The sequence below is a fragment of the Brevibacterium sp. 'Marine' genome (genome assembly GCF_012844365.1).
In the GTDB taxonomy this organism is placed as follows: Bacteria; Actinomycetota; Actinomycetes; order Actinomycetales; family Brevibacteriaceae; genus Brevibacterium.
The window spans coordinates 3,387,412-3,402,371 of record NZ_CP051626.1; the positions used below are offsets into that span (position 1 = coordinate 3,387,412).

Consider the following 14,960-nt stretch of genomic DNA (forward strand, 5'->3'; position numbering starts at 1 on the left):
GGTCCCCAATAGTTGGACTGCTGTGAGGTCAGCATAAAGCAGTTGCCGGCTGTCCGGCTGTGGCGGTCTTGGTCCGATACTCCATCGGGGCAAGACCGCCGAGTCGCATCGAGATCCTCTCAAAGTTATACCAATGAATGTACTCATCGATCGCTTTCTCGAGGTCCTCGACCGTGTTGAATTTCTGCAGATAGAACATCTCGGTTTTCAACTGCCCGAAGAAGTTCTCCGCCATCGCGTTATCCCAGCAGTTTCCCTTCCGCGACATCGACGGTGTGGCACCGTGTTTGGTCAGGATCGCCGCCCACGACACGTGCTGGTACTGAAACCCCTGGTCCGTGTGCACCAATGGTTTCTGACCGGGCCGAAGCCCCTGACACGCATTCGTCAGTGACTTGTTCGTCAACGCCGTGTTCGGTGACGTCGACATCGAGTACGACACCACACTGGTATCGAAGAGATCGATGACCGGTGACAGATACAGTTTCTGATCCGCCACAGCGAATTCGGTGACGTCAGAGACCCATTTCTCATTTGGTTCCTCAGCGGTGAACTCCCGGTTGAGGACGTTGCCGGCAACACGGCCGATCGTGCCACGGTGGGAGTTATACCGCTTCCTGCGCACCTTGGTCTTGATGTTCATGTCCTGCATCAACCGCAGCACTGTCTTCTTCGCGATCGTGATGCCTTCTTTGACCAAGACTGCCCAGATCTTGCGGTGCCCGTAGCATTCGCGGCTGTCGGTGAAGATCTCCCGGATCCGGGGCCTGACCTGCTCGTATGGGTCAGGTTTCTGATCGAAGCGTTTCTGGTGATAGAAAAACGTCGACCGTGCCAGGCCCGCAATGCTCAGCAGCAGTGACAGTGGGTAGTTCGCCTTGAGACTGGCAACTATGCGTGCTTTTACAGCTGCCCGTTCTGCCTCAAGGCCTTCAGTTTTTTTAAGTACGCGTTCTCCGCTTCCGCCCGCAACAGCCGGTCTTGCAGCTGCCGATACTCCGCCAGACTAATGTCCTCGGCACGGGTCTTCTTCGCCATCAGGTCCGGCTTAGACGGGGCCGGATCAGCATCCGGGTCCTGACCGCTGTCAATGGCGCGCATCCGGGCTGTTGTGCCCTTGCCTGATGCCGGGGGCGAGGTGAATGCCTGATCGCCCTTGTCCCGGTATTCCTTGACCCAGTCGAGGATCGGACGCGACGATGCCAGGCCGAGTTCCTTGGCGAGTTCGACTTTGTGTTCGCCGTCGAGGTATCGCTTCGCAGTCGCGATCTTCTGCTCTGCTGGTATACGGCGGCGCTGGTGCGGTTCCATGACCGACATTGTTCCACGCACCAGCCACCGGTCGTGGAGAAGTTTGAGTGTGGGTTTGTGGACATCGAGCTTCGTGGCTGCCGCGGCGTAGCCGTGCCCTTGGTCGAAGAGTTCGATCGCGGCCTTGGCTTGGTCGTTGGTGATCAGACAGTCCTGACGCATGGAATGGTCCCTTCAAGTTGGTTTGTGTTGATCACAGTCCAACTTTCGGGGACCACTCCAGCGCGAGGTTGCTCAGCCGCCGTCAGGTAGTTCTGAGACGGCTCCCCCTGCCCACGGGCCGCCTCGGCGAGGATTTTCCGTCTATCGGAACTTTCCAACAGGTCGGACACGCCTCGGTGGTACCCGCCGGTAACACTGGTAGTGTCTCTCAGCGAATCAGCCAGCGATGCTCAGCGTCGCTTCAGCCTTCGCAAGGACATCATGCTCACTCAGATCATTGCTCTGCTCATCTTCATCGCCCTCTTCGCCATCGGCGCGGTCCGCGGGGTGCAGATCGGCGTGCTAATGCTCGTCGGCGCGGCCGGGACCGGACTCCTCTTCACCGACATGGCGGTCGAGGACATCGTCGCCGAATTCCCGCTGAGCATCATGATCCTGCTGGCGGGCGTAACCTACTTCTTCGCGATCGCGCAGGAGAACGGAACCGTCGACAAGATCATCGACTGGGCCCTCGAACGCGTCGGATCCTCGGCGGTGCTGCTGCCGGTCGTGTTCTTCCTCATCACCGGCGCAATCGCAGCCATGGGCGCCCCGCTGGCCGGGCTGGTGATGATGCCGGTGGGCATGCAGGTCGCCCGCAAGTACGGGGTCGACTATGCGCTCATGGGCCTGGCGATCTGCTTCGCCATCGGCGCCGGCGGCTTCGCCCCGACCAGCCTCTACGGAATCGTCACGTACTCGACCGCGCACGATGCCGGGATCGACCTCTCCCCGTTCCTGCTCTTCGGCATCGCCGTGGCCGTCTACCTCGTCATGCTCGCCGTCGCATACTTCATGTACGGACGGTCGCTGTTCTCGAAGACCACGGTGGCAGCCTCCGCGCATGCTTCGGCCGGGGCGCACGGCGGAAGCACGCAGGCGACGATTTCCCGCGGTTCCGCCTCGGCGTCGAGTGTGGCCTTCGGTGAGGACGACGAGGACGAAGCCCTCTTCGACTCCTCCACCACCGACGAGGCGGGTGATTCCTCGCCGTTCACCGTCGTGCAGATCCTCACCGTGGTCTTCATGGTCGGTCTCATCGGCTCCGTGGTCGTGCTCGCGGCCCTCGGCCAGGAACCGGACATCGGCCTGCTGTGCTTCATGTTCGGCGCGATTCTCTCGCTCGTCGATCCGAAGACGGGCAAGGCCGCGATCCCGAAGATCGACTGGCCGACCGTGCTGCTCGTCGGCGGCATCATCACCTTCGTCGGCGTGCTGCAGAACATGGGCGCCGTGGACCTGCTCGGTGAGGGCGCAGAGGCGATCGGTTCGCCGCTCATCGCGGCCTTCGTCCTCTGCATCGTCGGCGGCCTGGTCTCGGCGTTCGCGTCGACGACGGGTATCCTGGCGGCCCTCGTGCCGTTGGCTCTGCCGCTCATCGCCGCCGGTGGGGTGCCCGGCTGGGCCCTCATCGCGGCATTGGGCGTGTGCTCGGCCGTCGTCGACGTCTCACCGTTCTCGACGCTGGGCGCCACGGTCGTGGCGACCGCCCCGGTCGAGGACAAGCCGCGACTGACGCGCATCCTCGTGAAGTTCGGCATGTCGATGGTCGTCATCGGGCCGGTCGTACTCGTCGGCGGCCTCGTCGTTCCCGCCATGATGTTCTGAGGCTGAGTTCATCGAGAAACGGGCTGAGCGTCGAGAAACGGGCGCACATGCGTTTCTCGACGCTCAGCCCGATTCTCGGCGCAGCCGCCCCTCAGCCCAGAGGTTTGGACAGCATCACGAACGCGAGGTCGTCGACCTTCGGCAGGCCGAAGCGTTCGTCGCCATAGGGGAAGGGTTCGACTTCTCCGGTGCGCGAGTAGCCGCGGCGTTCGTAGTAGGCGATGAGTTCCTCGCGTTTGTTGATCACGCTCATCCGCATCGATGTCGCGCCCCAATGCTCGGCCACCCATGCCTCCGCGAGGCCGATGAGCGCGGACCCCACACCTTTGCCCTGCCCCAGCGGAGAGACGGCGAGCACGCCGAGGTAGGCGGCTCCGTCTTCGGGTTCGCGCACGTAGACGCTGGCGACGGCGCGGCCCTGCTCATCGCGGGCGAGCAGGATCTGGGAGTCCGCCTCGGCGAGCATGTCCTCGGCCATCGGGCCGTCGAGTCGCTGTCCGCCCAACAGGTCAGCCTCGGTCGTCCACCCTTGCTTCGACCCCTCGCCGCGGTAGGCCGAGGACACGAGCTCGACATAGTCGGCGATGTCGGCAGACGTCAGTTCGGCGACCTCGAAGCCGACTGCGCTCAGCTTCTGGCGGTGCGCGTCGACCGGGGACGCCGAGGGGTGTGCGGTCATAGGTGGGACTCCTTCACAATCGTTCGTGCGGCTGCGTCCGACCAGGCTAGTCGCTTCCTCAGGAACAGAACTATAGTGTCAATTGTCAGGACGGCGACGAGCGTCAACCGATCGCCGACGACTATCGCGCAGTGCCGCCGACACGGACATACGGGGCACCGACATTCGGGAGGAACGACCATGGACATCGACATCTCGGGAGAGACCTTCACCATCGCCGAGGATGCCGCCGCCAAACGCTTCACCGTCTCCCATGCGGGCAAGGTCATCGGCCTCGCCGACTACATCGACCGTGAGGCGAGTGCCGATGACACCGCCGACGGTCCGGTGCGCACCTTCACCCACACCGAGGTCTCGCCCGAGTGGGGCGGTCGCGGCCTGGCGGCCAAGCTGGTGCGCTATGCCCTCGAGACCAGCGCCGAGGCGGGGCTGAAGTTCCGCACCACGTGCTCTTATGTGCAGAATTTCCTGGCCAAGAACGACGAGTTCGACAAATTCGTCGCCTGAGGGTCCGATTCCGTCTCGTCAGTTCCCTGCCCGGTCTCGTCACGTCGCAGTGACCGGGCCGGCATCGCTCAGTGTCGGGGGCGTCAGCTCATCGCGATCAGTGCACTCGCCCACGCTTCACTGTCGATAATCGCCCGCGCTTCGACTGCCGACGGTGGCTCCGCAGCCGATGGGCCGGACGAGCCCCCGCCTGACGAGTCCCCCGCCTGAGGAGTCCCCCGCGTGACGGGCATCGGCAGCGAATTCCCCACGACGCTTCGGGCCGAAGAGCACTAAACTGGAAGCAGCCGCGTTCCGGTACTGCGGCGGGGACGTTCTCACGCCGACCACGCGGTTCTGCACCGACGACACTCAAGGAGGACGCGTCGTGGACATCACCCCGATCATCGACAAACTTGGCACCGGCCTGTTCATCAACGGCCGGTGGCGCGAGGCCGAGGGCGGCAAGACCATCAACGTCCGCAATCCCGCAACCGGCAAGATCATCACCACCGTGGCCGACGGCTCCGCCGCCGATGCCGAAGAGGCCATCGCGGTCGCCGGTGACACACAGGCAGATTGGGCAGCCACCTCGCCGCGCGAACGCTCCGAGATCCTGCGCCGGACCTTCGAACTGCTGCATGACCGCGCCGACGACATCGCCGCGGTCATGACCGCAGAGATGGGCAAGCCGTTCGCCGAGTCCAAGGGCGAGGTCACCTACGGCGCCGAATTCTTCCGCTGGTTCTCCGAAGAGGCTGTGCGCATCGAGGGTGACTACTCGCAGTCACCGGACGGCAAGAATCGCATGCTCATCTCGCGCGAGCCCGTCGGCCCCTGCATTCTCATCACTCCGTGGAACTTCCCTCTGGCCATGGGCGCCCGCAAGATCGGACCCGCTGTCGCCGTCGGCTGCACGATGGTGTTCAAGCCCGCGAAGCTGACCCCGCTGACCTCGCTCATGCTCGTCGACGTCCTCGTCGAGGCCGGCCTGCCTGCCGGCGTGCTCAACCTCGTCACCTCCGACTCCGCGCGCCGCGTCGTCACTGCCTGGATGGAGTCCGGCATCGCCCGCAAGGTCACGTTCACCGGGTCCACCGAGGTGGGGGTGGGCCTGCTCAAGCAGGCCGCCGACAACGTCATGAAGACGTCGATGGAGCTCGGCGGCAACGCGCCGTTCGTCGTCTTCGCCGACGCCGACATCGACAAGGCCGTCGAAGGCGCGGTGGTCGCGAAGATGCGCAACGGCGGTGAGGCCTGCACCGCGGCGAACCGCATGTTCGTCCATTCCTCTCTCGCCGAGGAGTTCTCCTCGAGACTGGCCGAACGCATCGGCGCGATGAAGGTGGGCAACGGCCTCGACGAAGGAACCGAGATGGGCCCGCTCGTCGACCAGGACACCCTCGACAAGGTCGCCGATCTTGTCGATGAGGCAGTGGCCAAGGGAGCGAAGGTCCTCACCGGAGGAACCAGGATCGACGGCGACGGTTTCTTCTACACCCCGACAGTGTTGACCGACATTCCCGATGACGCCGAGATCCGGACGACGGAGATCTTCGGCCCCGTGGCCCCCATCGTCACCTTCGACACGGACGAACAAGGCATCGCCTTGGCCAATGAGACCGAGTTCGGCCTCGTCGGCTACCTGTTCAGCGAGAACGTCGAACGTGCCCTCGGACTCGCCGACAAGATGGAGGTCGGCATGGTCGGGCTCAACACCGGCCTGGTCTCGAACCCGGCTGCGCCGTTCGGCGGAGTGAAGATGTCCGGCCTCGGCCGCGAGGGCGGACGCGTCGGCATCGACGAGTTCCTCGAGGTCAAGTACGTGGCCCTGCCCCGCAGCTGACACGAGACCGGAGTCCGCTGCTGCGCGCGATCTTCGGCTACGGCTGACTCCCTCGGCTTTCCCCGCGACAGTCAGCCGCGCAGGTCCACCCACTGCTTGACCCCGGGCCGACGGCAGGCATTGGCACCGAGCAGATGGGGTGCATCGTCGAGCGAGAGTCCGGTCCCTACGATCGCCTCGGTCGGCAGCGTCTCGAGCATGGCGACCGCGGTCGCCATGTCCTGCGGGTGTTCGTAGATGAAAGAGCCACGAATTCTCAGCTGCCGCTGGACGATGTCGAACGTCGAGGCGCCGAGGCGGTCGTGGTCCTCTCCGACGACCGTGACCTTTGCGAATGGAGACAGGTGGTCGACAACGGCGGCGAGCCCATCTGGTACTCCGGCCGCATCGATGACGATCCGAGGCTCTCGGCCGGCGCCGGGGACGAAGGCTCGGGCCCCGAGTTCGACCGCCAGCCGCAGCCGAGTCTCGTCCGGTTCGCTCACCAATGGACGATAGCCGCGGTCGACGAGAATGAGCGTGGCCAACAGGCCTTGGGCTCCGGCACCGATGACGAGGACGTCTTCCCCACCCTGCAGGTCGGTACGACGGATCGCAGCGGCAGCAACCGCCAACGGTTCAGCGCACACGGCTCGCTCCACAGGTATCTCGGCCGGCAGGCGATGGCAGAATCCGCCGGGATGGTCGAGCACCTCGGCGAGGAATCCCGGCTGTGTGAGCACGCCGGCGCTCAGTCGGGAGGCACATGCTGAGGTCATGCCGCGGAGGCAGTACTCGCACCGCCCGCAGGTGATGTTGGGTTCAAGCGCGACCCTGTCACCGATCGCCCATTCCTCGGCCCCGCGCCCCACCTCGGTGATCTCTCCGACGCCTTCGTGGCCGAGCCGCCATGGCAGCTCGGGAGTCGTCCGCGAACCGGAGGCCAGGCTGAGGTCGGTGCCGCAGATCCCCACTGCGAGCATTCGCACCCGCACATGCCCTTCCGCGGGGCGACCGTGCGGACCCGTACGGGTCACGACTTCGACGCGACCAGGTGCGGTGATCTCGACTGACCGGATCGATCCGCTCGAGGCAGACTCCGATCCGGCTCGCTTCTCAGCGGTCGGCATGGCGGCGGCGTAAGAGGGGCGGCGAGCCATCAAGCCGACACGACCTGAGTGGACTCAACAGTCGAGCGTTCGGAGCGGCGGCCGATCTGCCATTTGCGCACGAGGTGCATGGCGATCGAGATCGAGATGAGGCAGCCGCCCCCGAGGTAGGCCGCCACGAGGTACCAGGTACCGTTGCCGAGTCCGACGAGGAACGTCGCGATGAACGGCGTGAAGCCGCCGGCGATCGCGCTGGCGAGCTGGTATCCGACTCCCGCTCCGCTGTAGCGGAATTCGGGACTGAACATCTCGGCGAACAGCGGCTGCTGGACGCTGACGACGGCATCGTGAGCGATGTTGATGAGCAGCACTGCGAAGATGACGATGCCGACGATGTTCCCGGCCTCGAGGACGAGGAAGAACGGGACGGCGCTGATCAGGCCGATGATGCCGCCGGTGAGGTAGACCCGCAGGCGTCCGTAGCGGTCGGAGAGGTAGGCGAAGGCGGGGATCGTGACGATGCCGAGACCTCCGACGAGGAGGGTGATGTTGAGCATGACCTGCCGATCGAGGCCGAGCTGCTCTGTCGAATACGACAGGGCGAAGGTCGTGACGATGTACATGGTCAGCAGTTCGATGAACCGCAGGCCGACGATCTGGAAGATCTGTGCGGGATAGCGTTTGAAAGCTTCGAGGATCGGCAGCTTCGCGGTTTTGTCGGTCTTCGCATTCTTCACACGTTCGACGTACTCCTCGGACTCCTCAACACCGGCACGGATCCACAGCCCGACGATGACGAGGACGGCGCTGAAGAAGAACGGAATGCGCCATCCCCAAGCGAGGAAGGCCTCGGCGGAGAAATTGCTGCTGAGCAGGGCTACAAGCCCGGTGGCCAGCAGCAGTCCGAACGAATAGCCGATCTGGACTCCACTGGAGAAGAAGGCCCGCAGCTTCGACGGTGCGCTTTCGACGGCCATGAGCGCGGCACCGCCCCATTCCCCGCCGACGGCGATGCCCTGGATGCAACGCAGCAGCACCAGCAGGGCAGGAGCGAGCCAGCCGACGGACTGGTAGGTCGGCAGGAATCCGATGAGGGCGGTAGCCACACCCATGATCGTCATCGTCCACACGAGCATGGACTTGCGACCGAGGCGGTCGCCGAAGTGGCCGAAGATGATGCCGCCGAGCGGGCGGAAGATGAATCCGACGCCGAAGGTCGCGAATGCGGCGAGCGTTCCGGCGTGGGAACTGTAGTCGGGGAAGAAGAGTTCGCCGAAGACCAGCGCGGCGACGATTCCGTAGAGGAGGAAGTCGTACCATTCGACGACGGCACCGATGAACGACCCGGCTGCCGCGCGGTGGGCGCGCCGTACCCCGACCCTGTCGGCGTTGACCCGGTCTTCGATACCGACCATCGGTTCCTCCTCTGAACGCTGGCTCTGCTCTCTGCCGACCGCCCTCGCGTGGTCGACGGTGAGCAATCTAGCACGGTCAAAGACTGCCGAGGCGGCCGTGTCCAGCAGGGGAACATACAGCCCCCAGGCAGGTTCGTGCCGCGGTTCCGACCTTCCCCAGACCGGCCCGGTCGGTGGGGGCGTTAGAATCGGCAACTGTGAACGTCCGCGTGCTTCATCGCCTGCGTCCGCCGTCCGTGCTCGGTCGGCGCCCATGATCCTGCCGGAGGTGCGCGATCCGCGGATGATCACGATTCGCCGAGGCGGCTCGCTGACCGATGCCGACCACCGGCTTCTCGCGTTGTGGGCCGCCGACTGTGCGGAACACGTCCTGCCGTACTTCGAATCCGCCTGCCCCGAGGATGAGCGACCACGCAGCGCCATTGCCGCCGCACGGGCGTGGGCAGCCGGTGAGATGCGGATGATGGAGGCTCGTGCCCTCGGTGGTCATGCCATGGGTGCCGCACGACCCCTGCGTGGGCCCGCCCGGTTCGCCGCCTACGCGGCGGGGCAGGCGGCCTGCGTCGGGCACGTCGCCGAACACGACCTCGGGGCGGCGGCCTACGCGATCAAAGCGGCCCGCGGACGGTCTGGCCAAGACCTCGCGGCCGGTCGTGCCGAACGCGACTGGCAGCGCGAGCGGTTGCCGACCGATGTCCGCGAACTCGTACTGGACGATCAGGTGCGGCGCGACGCGATCTGTTGGTTCGCCTTCAGCGCCTGATCGCCGGCAGCACCATCGACGACAGATAGCACGCTTTCAAACGGATGCTATCTGTCGTGAACTGGGCTGCCCGCGACATACCCTGGACACCATCACCCCTGGCGTGACGAAGCCCCGCACGGAGGCGGGTTCTAGCGATCCCCGCAACACCTTGAACTTCAAGGAGTTGCGGGGATCGTGTCGTTCAATGAGTTGAAAGAGAAGTTTCTCGAGACGCTGAGGCGTTCGGACATCGGGATCTCAGCCGCCGCTCGCGAGGTCGGTGTCAACCGGAACACCGCGTACGGGTGGGCACGGCGGGTCGGGATCCGTGGACGTGGGGTCAGGGGAAACGGTCCTCACCCTCGTAAGTCTGAGTACATGCAATTACGCGCCGATGGCATGTCGCAATCAGAAGCAGCGGCCAGAGTTGGCGTCAACGTGCGCTCAGCGCGGGACTGGGACCAGGGTGTCCGGCATGTGAGTAACTCGCGTATCTATCCCGATGGCACCGTAATCGATTACAACACCGGTATGACTATGCAGGTAGAAGTTCCCGCCCTGCCGGCGGTGGAGGCCGTGCTCCATCCCCGGTATCTCTCGCTCGAGGAGCGGGAGACGATCGCTGACCTGTATCGCAGTGGCATGAGTCTGCGCGCGATCGGTCGCGTGCTGGGAAGACCTGCCTCGACGATCAAGCGTGAGCTCGATGCTCGTTCTGAGGAAGGCCGCTATCAGCCCTACGTCGCCCATCGTGCCTGGGCAGCGTCGAGGTCCAGGCCGAAGTCCTCGAAGCTCGTCACCCACGTGTCGTTGCGGGAGTACGTGCAGGAGAAGCTGTCGGTACGGTGGTCGCCGGAGCAGATCAGCCACACTCTAAGGAAGGAATTTCCCGACGACGAGAGTATGAGAGTGAGCCCGGAGACGATCTATCAGGCGTTGTACATCCAGGCCCGCGGTGGGCTCAAGCGCGAGGTCGCGGAGGCACTGCGGACCGGGAGGACACGCCGGAAGCCGCGCAAGCATCCCGGCCAGCGCACGCCCAGATTCATCGACGAGATGGTGATGATTTCGGAGCGGCCGCCCGAGATCGAGGACCGCGCGGTGCCTGGCCATTGGGAAGGCGATCTGATCGTCGGGCCAGGCAGTGCTTCGGCGATCGTGACGCTGGTGGAGCGAACGACTCGATACGTGCTCCTGGGGCATCTACCCGGCGGGCACACCGCCGGGGAAGTCCGTGACGTGCTCACCGGGTTGATCGGTACGCTGCCAGAGCATCTGCGGGGGTCACTGACCTGGGACCAGGGCACCGAGATGGCAGCGCATAAGCAGTTCAGCATCGCGACTGGGGTTCCGGTCTATTTCTGTGATCCGCACTCACCCTGGCAGCGGGGCAGCAACGAGAACACAAACGGGCTTCTGCGCCAGTACTTCCCGAAGAGCACGGACCTGCGGCCGTACGGGCCTGAAGACCTTGAGCACGTCGCTCAAGAGCTCAATGGTCGTCCACGCAAGACGCTCGACTGGGATACCCCAGCCGAGCGTCTTCGTGATTTACTGATGATGTCTTAACCATCAGGTGTTGCGAGGACCCCTAGAAACTGCCGGATTGTGCGGGGCTTCTGCGTCTGCATCGCGAATTCCGTGCCGCCCGAAACTCAGCTGCTTCGGGGCATCAGGCGCGACGACGAGCGAGGACGTCGTTGACGGCGCCGAGGTCGGCGGCCTTCGTCGTGCGAATCGCCTTGCGTCCGTGGCCGAGCGGACCGTCCTCGCGGGCGGAGTCGCTGAGCTCCGGCCGGTAGCCGAGTTCTTCGGCGAACTCAGCGGCGATGTCCTCACGACTGCGAGCCTCGGTCTCGTACGAGCTGGCGTCGGCCGCCGATGCCGAAGGCACCGGATGCTCGGCTTCGGGTGCGTCGACGTAGCTGGGAACGGGCAGCGGGGTCGGCGACCATCCGTCGCGCGACTTCAGTCGCTGTATGAACGGGTCATCGACCGTGCGAGTCGCCGCGTTCAGCGCAGCGTGCACATCCGCGTCGGCGTCCTTCCGGTCGGCTGCGTCTGTGTCGGGCTCAGCGACGAGGTCGGCTCCGAGCGAGACCGGGACCCCGGTCCTTTCGGCCCGGACCTTCTCCGCGGACTTCGCCGAGGTGGCTCCGGCATCGTTCTCGCTATCGGCCGTGGTGTCCGTCGGCTCAGGTTTGGTCTCAGCCGTCTGGGTAGAAGCCGCCGTGACAGCGGAATGCGAAGTCGACTCGGCCTCGGAATCTGAGGTCGCCTCGGCGGAGGTGGAGTCACTGACCGTGGTGGCGTTCTCCTTCACGACCGGGATCGGTCCGGTGAGAAGGACCTGGCGTGTGGTGTGGCCCTCGCCGGCTTCCTTGCGGATGCGCACCAGTGGGATCTCGCCGGTGTCGGCCTCTTCGCGGGACTTCTTCGCCTCGGCGGAGCGGTTCATCGCAGCGCGTGCCTGCGCGGCCTTCGCCGCCGCGCTCGTGCCCTGAGCAGCTGCGGCGATCCGGGCAGCGGTTCCGCTCGAGGTCGGTGCAGGTGCCGTGCGAGGCTGCCGTTTGACGGCAACGGTCTGCGACTTCGCACCTGTCCGGGCTGGTGTCTGCGTCTCGGCTGCAGGCGCACCGCTCGTCTTCGGTCGTGCCGTGGCAGTCGGCTGCCCCGTCGGCTCAGACTTGGTGACACGCTCCGGCCGGGTGGCGCGGTCCTGGTGGCCGGCGCGCGCCGGTGCGGAGGAACGTTCCGGCTCGGTGGCGTGGGCGGGCTTAGCCGACATCCGTGACCGCGCGGTCTCCTGCAGGCGTCGCAGCTTCTTCTTCGTGTCCCGCTTCCGCAGGTTGAGCGTGCGCACGAGGAACAGTGCGACGACCGCAAGACCGAGGAAGACCCCGGCCAAGGCGATGTGCACGACCGAGAAGGCCGCGAGCACACTCGACACAAGAACGCCGAGGACCGAGGCGAGGAAGACCAGGGAGAAGCCCCTGACCATGGTGTTCAGCGACTTCAGTGACTCCCGCAGGGTCGTGGCTTGCTCAGTCATCGCATGTTCCTCATCGGTTCCGATGGTCGGATTGGAAATCTGTCGGTCGTGTCCATGGGTGCTGGCCGTCTCCTCGCCGAGGTGGCCGCCGTGTCCCGTCCGGGACCGGTCCTCGCGTGGTCCGCCTCCTTGAGGGGCCCGACCGGCGCTGAACGACCCGGCCCGGTTCGCCGACGCGTCGCGGCCGACGCCACTCGCGTGCGGCGGATGTGCCTGAGGTGGACGGCTCTGTCGGTCCGACCGCCCGGCGGAGGCGCCGCTGTCGTTGAAGACCGCGTGGACGGCGGGGTGGAGCAGTCGAACGTTGTCGGCGGGAGTTCCTGGACCAGATCCTGTGTCAGTGCCGACGCCTACGCTGGGAACTCCGACAACGCGACCGCCGACACTGTGGTCGCTGGACAGGGAGGAGGTTTCACCGACCGCAACGGGAAGGACGTTGAGCTGGGCGTGCTCAGCAGCCTCGGTGACGGTGTGCGTTTCGCCGTGACCGTCGATGACGGCGAACTCGGGGCTGGAAGCCGAGAGACTCAGTTTCGGCGCTTCGGCTTCTTGCGAGATGCCCGGGGTCGGAACCGACGGCACCTTCCGGGGCTTGTCGTGGAAGACCTGGATGCGTTCCGAATGGTCGTGTCCGGGGATGGCTGTCTCGGCGGAGACGACGGCGGCGTTGTCCGGAACCGTGTCGATTTCGACGCGCGAGAGATCCGTCGCAGACTTCCGAATCATTGCGGGCACAGCAACGGCGAAGACCACGACGATGGCGATGACGACGATGATGCTGGTGTCCACAATGCCACCCTAAATTGCAGGCATCGGGGAAGTCGTGAAGACGCTAGGTGTGTCGGTCAAACAAGAGTGAAGTTCACCGAATTCCCAGGTGGCGGCTGAACCCGCTCGACCGGCGCTCCTACCACCCACTGGTTCCGTGTCGGTATGCGGCGAGCAGCCCCTGCGGGACCTCCTCGGCGAGGAGGGCGAACGTGCGGTGGTCGCACCACTGTCCGTCGATGTGCATGTACTTCTCGCGCAGGCCCTCGTCGCGCAGTCCCAGCTTCTCGACCACGCGCAGGCTCGCTGTGTTCTCCGGGCGGATGTTGATCTCGATTCGGTGGAGTCCGAGGGCGAAGAAGCAGTGGTCGGCGGCCATGGCCACAGCGACCGGGGTGATTCCGCGTCCGGCCACGCGCGAGTCGATCCAGTACCCGATCTGCCCGGACAGGATCGAGCCCCAGCTCAGTCCCGACACGGTGATCTGGCCGCGGAAGCTCCCGTCGACCTCGATGGCGAACGGCACCGTCTGACCACGTTTGGCCTGTTTGTCCTGCATCCGCACCATCATGCGGAAGCCCGGCAGCTCCTGGCCCGGTGCGGGCAGGGTCGCGTCCCATGGGCGCAGCCAGTCGCGGTTGAAACGGCGAACCTCTCGCCACGCCTCTTCGTCACGGCGGCGCAGCGGTCGCAGCACGATATCGGACTGTCGATCAGTCAGGATGACAGGCCACACGCGGCTGCCCTCGCTCTCGGGTTCAAGGTCGGTCGGCTCGGACGGGCCGCACCAGGTCAGTCAGCCCGGCCGAACAAGGACGGTCGGCACTCAGTCCGGCGTCGGCACTCAGTCCAGCGTCGGCACGAAGTCGCGCAGCCACGCCTTGAGGTCGTCGCCGAGGTCCTCCCGGTCGCACGCGATCTGCACAACCGCCTTGAGGTAATCGAGCTTGTCGCCGGTGTCATAGCGAGCGCCCTTGAACACGACTCCGTAGACGCCGTGACCCTCGTCGTCTCCGGCGAGTTCCTGCAGGGCGTCGGTGAGCTGTATTTCGTTGCCGCGTCCCGGCTTCGTGGTCTCGAGGACGTCGAAGATCTCCGGAGCCAGCACATAGCGGCCGATGACGGCGAAGTTCGAGGGAGCATCCTCGGTGGCGGGCTTCTCGACGAGGCCGGTGACCTTGACGACCTCGTCATCAGCTGTCGTCTCGACGGCCGCGCAGCCGTAGAGGTGGATCGCTTCGGGCGGGACCTCCATGAGCGCGACGACGCTGCCGCCGGTCTTCTCCGCGACCTCGATCATCTTCGGCAGGATCGGGCTGCGCTCGTCGATGAGGTCATCACCGAGGAGCACCGCGAACGGTTCGTTGCCCACGTGCTGGCGTCCCTTGAGCACGGCGTGCCCGAGTCCTTTGGGATCGCCCTGGCGCACATAGTGGATATCCGCGAGTTCAGAGGGATGGCGCACGGCGGCGAGCTTCTTGTCATCGCCCTTCTGAGCGAGTGCTGCCTCAAGCCCGTCGACCCGGTCGAAATGATCCTCCAGCGGACGCTTGTTCCGGCCGGTGATCATGAGGACGTCCTGCAGACCGGCATCGACGGCTTCCTCGATGACGTACTGGATCGCCGGCTTGTCGACGACGGGGAGCATCTCTTTGGGGGTGGCCTTCGTTGCGGGGAGGAACCGAGTTCCGAGACCGGCGACGGGGATCACGGCCTTGCGAACGGTGCGCTGCGCTTCATCACTCATGAAGTCATCTTAAC

The 14,960-nt window shown here is 65.2% G+C and carries 13 protein-coding genes; 5 read left to right on the forward strand and 8 right to left on the reverse strand.

Annotated features, from left to right (window positions below; all coding sequences use genetic code 11):
* Positions 1-28: 28 nt before the first annotated feature.
* Both HF684_RS15255 and HF684_RS15260 read right to left on the reverse strand, forming a co-directional pair.
* A complete protein-coding gene (locus tag HF684_RS15255; RefSeq protein ID WP_248279204.1) occupies positions 29-895 on the reverse strand; it encodes an IS3 family transposase in 867 nt (288 codons plus the stop codon).
* Between the two features lie 8 nt (positions 896-903).
* On the reverse strand, positions 904-1,473 hold the full coding sequence (locus HF684_RS15260; RefSeq protein ID WP_169252171.1) for a transposase: 570 nt from the start codon (positions 1,471-1,473) through the stop codon (positions 904-906).
* Between the two features lie 261 nt (positions 1,474-1,734).
* Between HF684_RS15260 and HF684_RS15265 the strand changes: the two genes are divergently transcribed.
* A complete protein-coding gene (locus tag HF684_RS15265; RefSeq protein ID WP_169253167.1) occupies positions 1,735-3,120 on the forward strand; it encodes an SLC13 family permease in 1,386 nt (461 codons plus the stop codon).
* A 91-nt stretch (positions 3,121-3,211) separates the two neighbouring features.
* Here the strand turns inward: HF684_RS15265 and HF684_RS15270 are convergent, their stop codons facing one another.
* On the reverse strand, positions 3,212-3,799 hold the full coding sequence (locus HF684_RS15270) for a GNAT family N-acetyltransferase (RefSeq protein WP_169253168.1): 588 nt from the start codon (positions 3,797-3,799) through the stop codon (positions 3,212-3,214).
* 180 nt (positions 3,800-3,979) lie between these two features.
* Between HF684_RS15270 and HF684_RS15275 the strand changes: the two genes are divergently transcribed.
* Positions 3,980-4,306: a GNAT family N-acetyltransferase gene (locus tag HF684_RS15275; protein WP_169253169.1), complete on the forward strand. Its 327-nt coding sequence runs from the start codon at positions 3,980-3,982 to the stop codon at positions 4,304-4,306.
* A 367-nt stretch (positions 4,307-4,673) separates the two neighbouring features.
* Entirely contained in the window at positions 4,674-6,131 is a 1,458-nt protein-coding gene (locus tag HF684_RS15280; protein ID WP_169253170.1) for an NAD-dependent succinate-semialdehyde dehydrogenase, read from the forward strand.
* Positions 6,132-6,202: 71 nt separating this feature from the next.
* Here the strand turns inward: HF684_RS15280 and HF684_RS15285 are convergent, their stop codons facing one another.
* Both HF684_RS15285 and shiA read right to left on the reverse strand, forming a co-directional pair.
* On the reverse strand, positions 6,203-7,240 hold the full coding sequence (locus tag HF684_RS15285) for an alcohol dehydrogenase catalytic domain-containing protein (RefSeq protein WP_169253171.1): 1,038 nt from the start codon (positions 7,238-7,240) through the stop codon (positions 6,203-6,205).
* 29 nt (positions 7,241-7,269) lie between these two features.
* Positions 7,270-8,634: a shikimate transporter gene (gene shiA / locus HF684_RS15290; RefSeq protein ID WP_169253172.1), complete on the reverse strand. Its 1,365-nt coding sequence runs from the start codon at positions 8,632-8,634 to the stop codon at positions 7,270-7,272.
* Between the two features lie 253 nt (positions 8,635-8,887).
* On the opposite strand from shiA, the gene HF684_RS15295 reads away from it, so the two are divergent.
* Complete coding sequence (locus HF684_RS15295; protein ID WP_169253173.1) at positions 8,888-9,397, forward strand: putative immunity protein; 510 nt, start codon at positions 8,888-8,890, stop codon at positions 9,395-9,397.
* A gap of 381 nt (positions 9,398-9,778) precedes the next feature.
* On the forward strand, positions 9,779-10,948 hold the full coding sequence (locus tag HF684_RS15300) for an IS30 family transposase (RefSeq protein WP_169253832.1): 1,170 nt from the start codon (positions 9,779-9,781) through the stop codon (positions 10,946-10,948).
* 103 nt (positions 10,949-11,051) lie between these two features.
* Here the strand turns inward: HF684_RS15300 and HF684_RS15305 are convergent, their stop codons facing one another.
* From HF684_RS15305 to galU, 3 genes are all read right to left on the reverse strand, one after another.
* Positions 11,052-13,220 carry a hypothetical protein gene (locus HF684_RS15305; RefSeq protein ID WP_169253174.1) on the reverse strand — a complete coding sequence of 723 codons (2,169 nt, stop codon included), beginning with the start codon at positions 13,218-13,220 and terminating at the stop codon, positions 11,052-11,054.
* Between the two features lie 118 nt (positions 13,221-13,338).
* A complete protein-coding gene (locus HF684_RS15310) occupies positions 13,339-13,935 on the reverse strand; it encodes a GNAT family protein (RefSeq protein WP_169253175.1) in 597 nt (198 codons plus the stop codon).
* A gap of 108 nt (positions 13,936-14,043) precedes the next feature.
* A complete protein-coding gene (galU, locus tag HF684_RS15315; RefSeq protein WP_169253176.1) occupies positions 14,044-14,946 on the reverse strand; it encodes a UTP--glucose-1-phosphate uridylyltransferase GalU in 903 nt (300 codons plus the stop codon).
* Positions 14,947-14,960 lie beyond the last annotated feature (14 nt).

What these genes read in the sequence shown, in the direction of transcription:
- HF684_RS15260 (WP_169252171.1), bottom strand. Translation starts at nt 1,473, where the DNA reads ATGCGTCAGGACTGTCTGATCACCAACGACCAAGCCAAGGCCGCGATC.
- HF684_RS15265 (WP_169253167.1), top strand. Translation starts at nt 1,735, where the DNA reads ATGCTCACTCAGATCATTGCTCTGCTCATCTTCATCGCCCTCTTCGCC.
- HF684_RS15270 (WP_169253168.1), bottom strand. Translation starts at nt 3,799, where the DNA reads ATGACCGCACACCCCTCGGCGTCCCCGGTCGACGCGCACCGCCAGAAG.
- HF684_RS15275 (WP_169253169.1), top strand. Translation starts at nt 3,980, where the DNA reads ATGGACATCGACATCTCGGGAGAGACCTTCACCATCGCCGAGGATGCC.
- HF684_RS15285 (WP_169253171.1), bottom strand. Translation starts at nt 7,240, where the DNA reads ATGCCGACCGCTGAGAAGCGAGCCGGATCGGAGTCTGCCTCGAGCGGA.
- shiA (WP_169253172.1), bottom strand. Translation starts at nt 8,634, where the DNA reads ATGGTCGGTATCGAAGACCGGGTCAACGCCGACAGGGTCGGGGTACGG.
- HF684_RS15295 (WP_169253173.1), top strand. Translation starts at nt 8,888, where the DNA reads ATGATCCTGCCGGAGGTGCGCGATCCGCGGATGATCACGATTCGCCGA.
- HF684_RS15300 (WP_169253832.1), top strand. Translation starts at nt 9,779, where the DNA reads ATGTCGCAATCAGAAGCAGCGGCCAGAGTTGGCGTCAACGTGCGCTCA.
- galU (WP_169253176.1), bottom strand. Translation starts at nt 14,946, where the DNA reads ATGAGTGATGAAGCGCAGCGCACCGTTCGCAAGGCCGTGATCCCCGTC.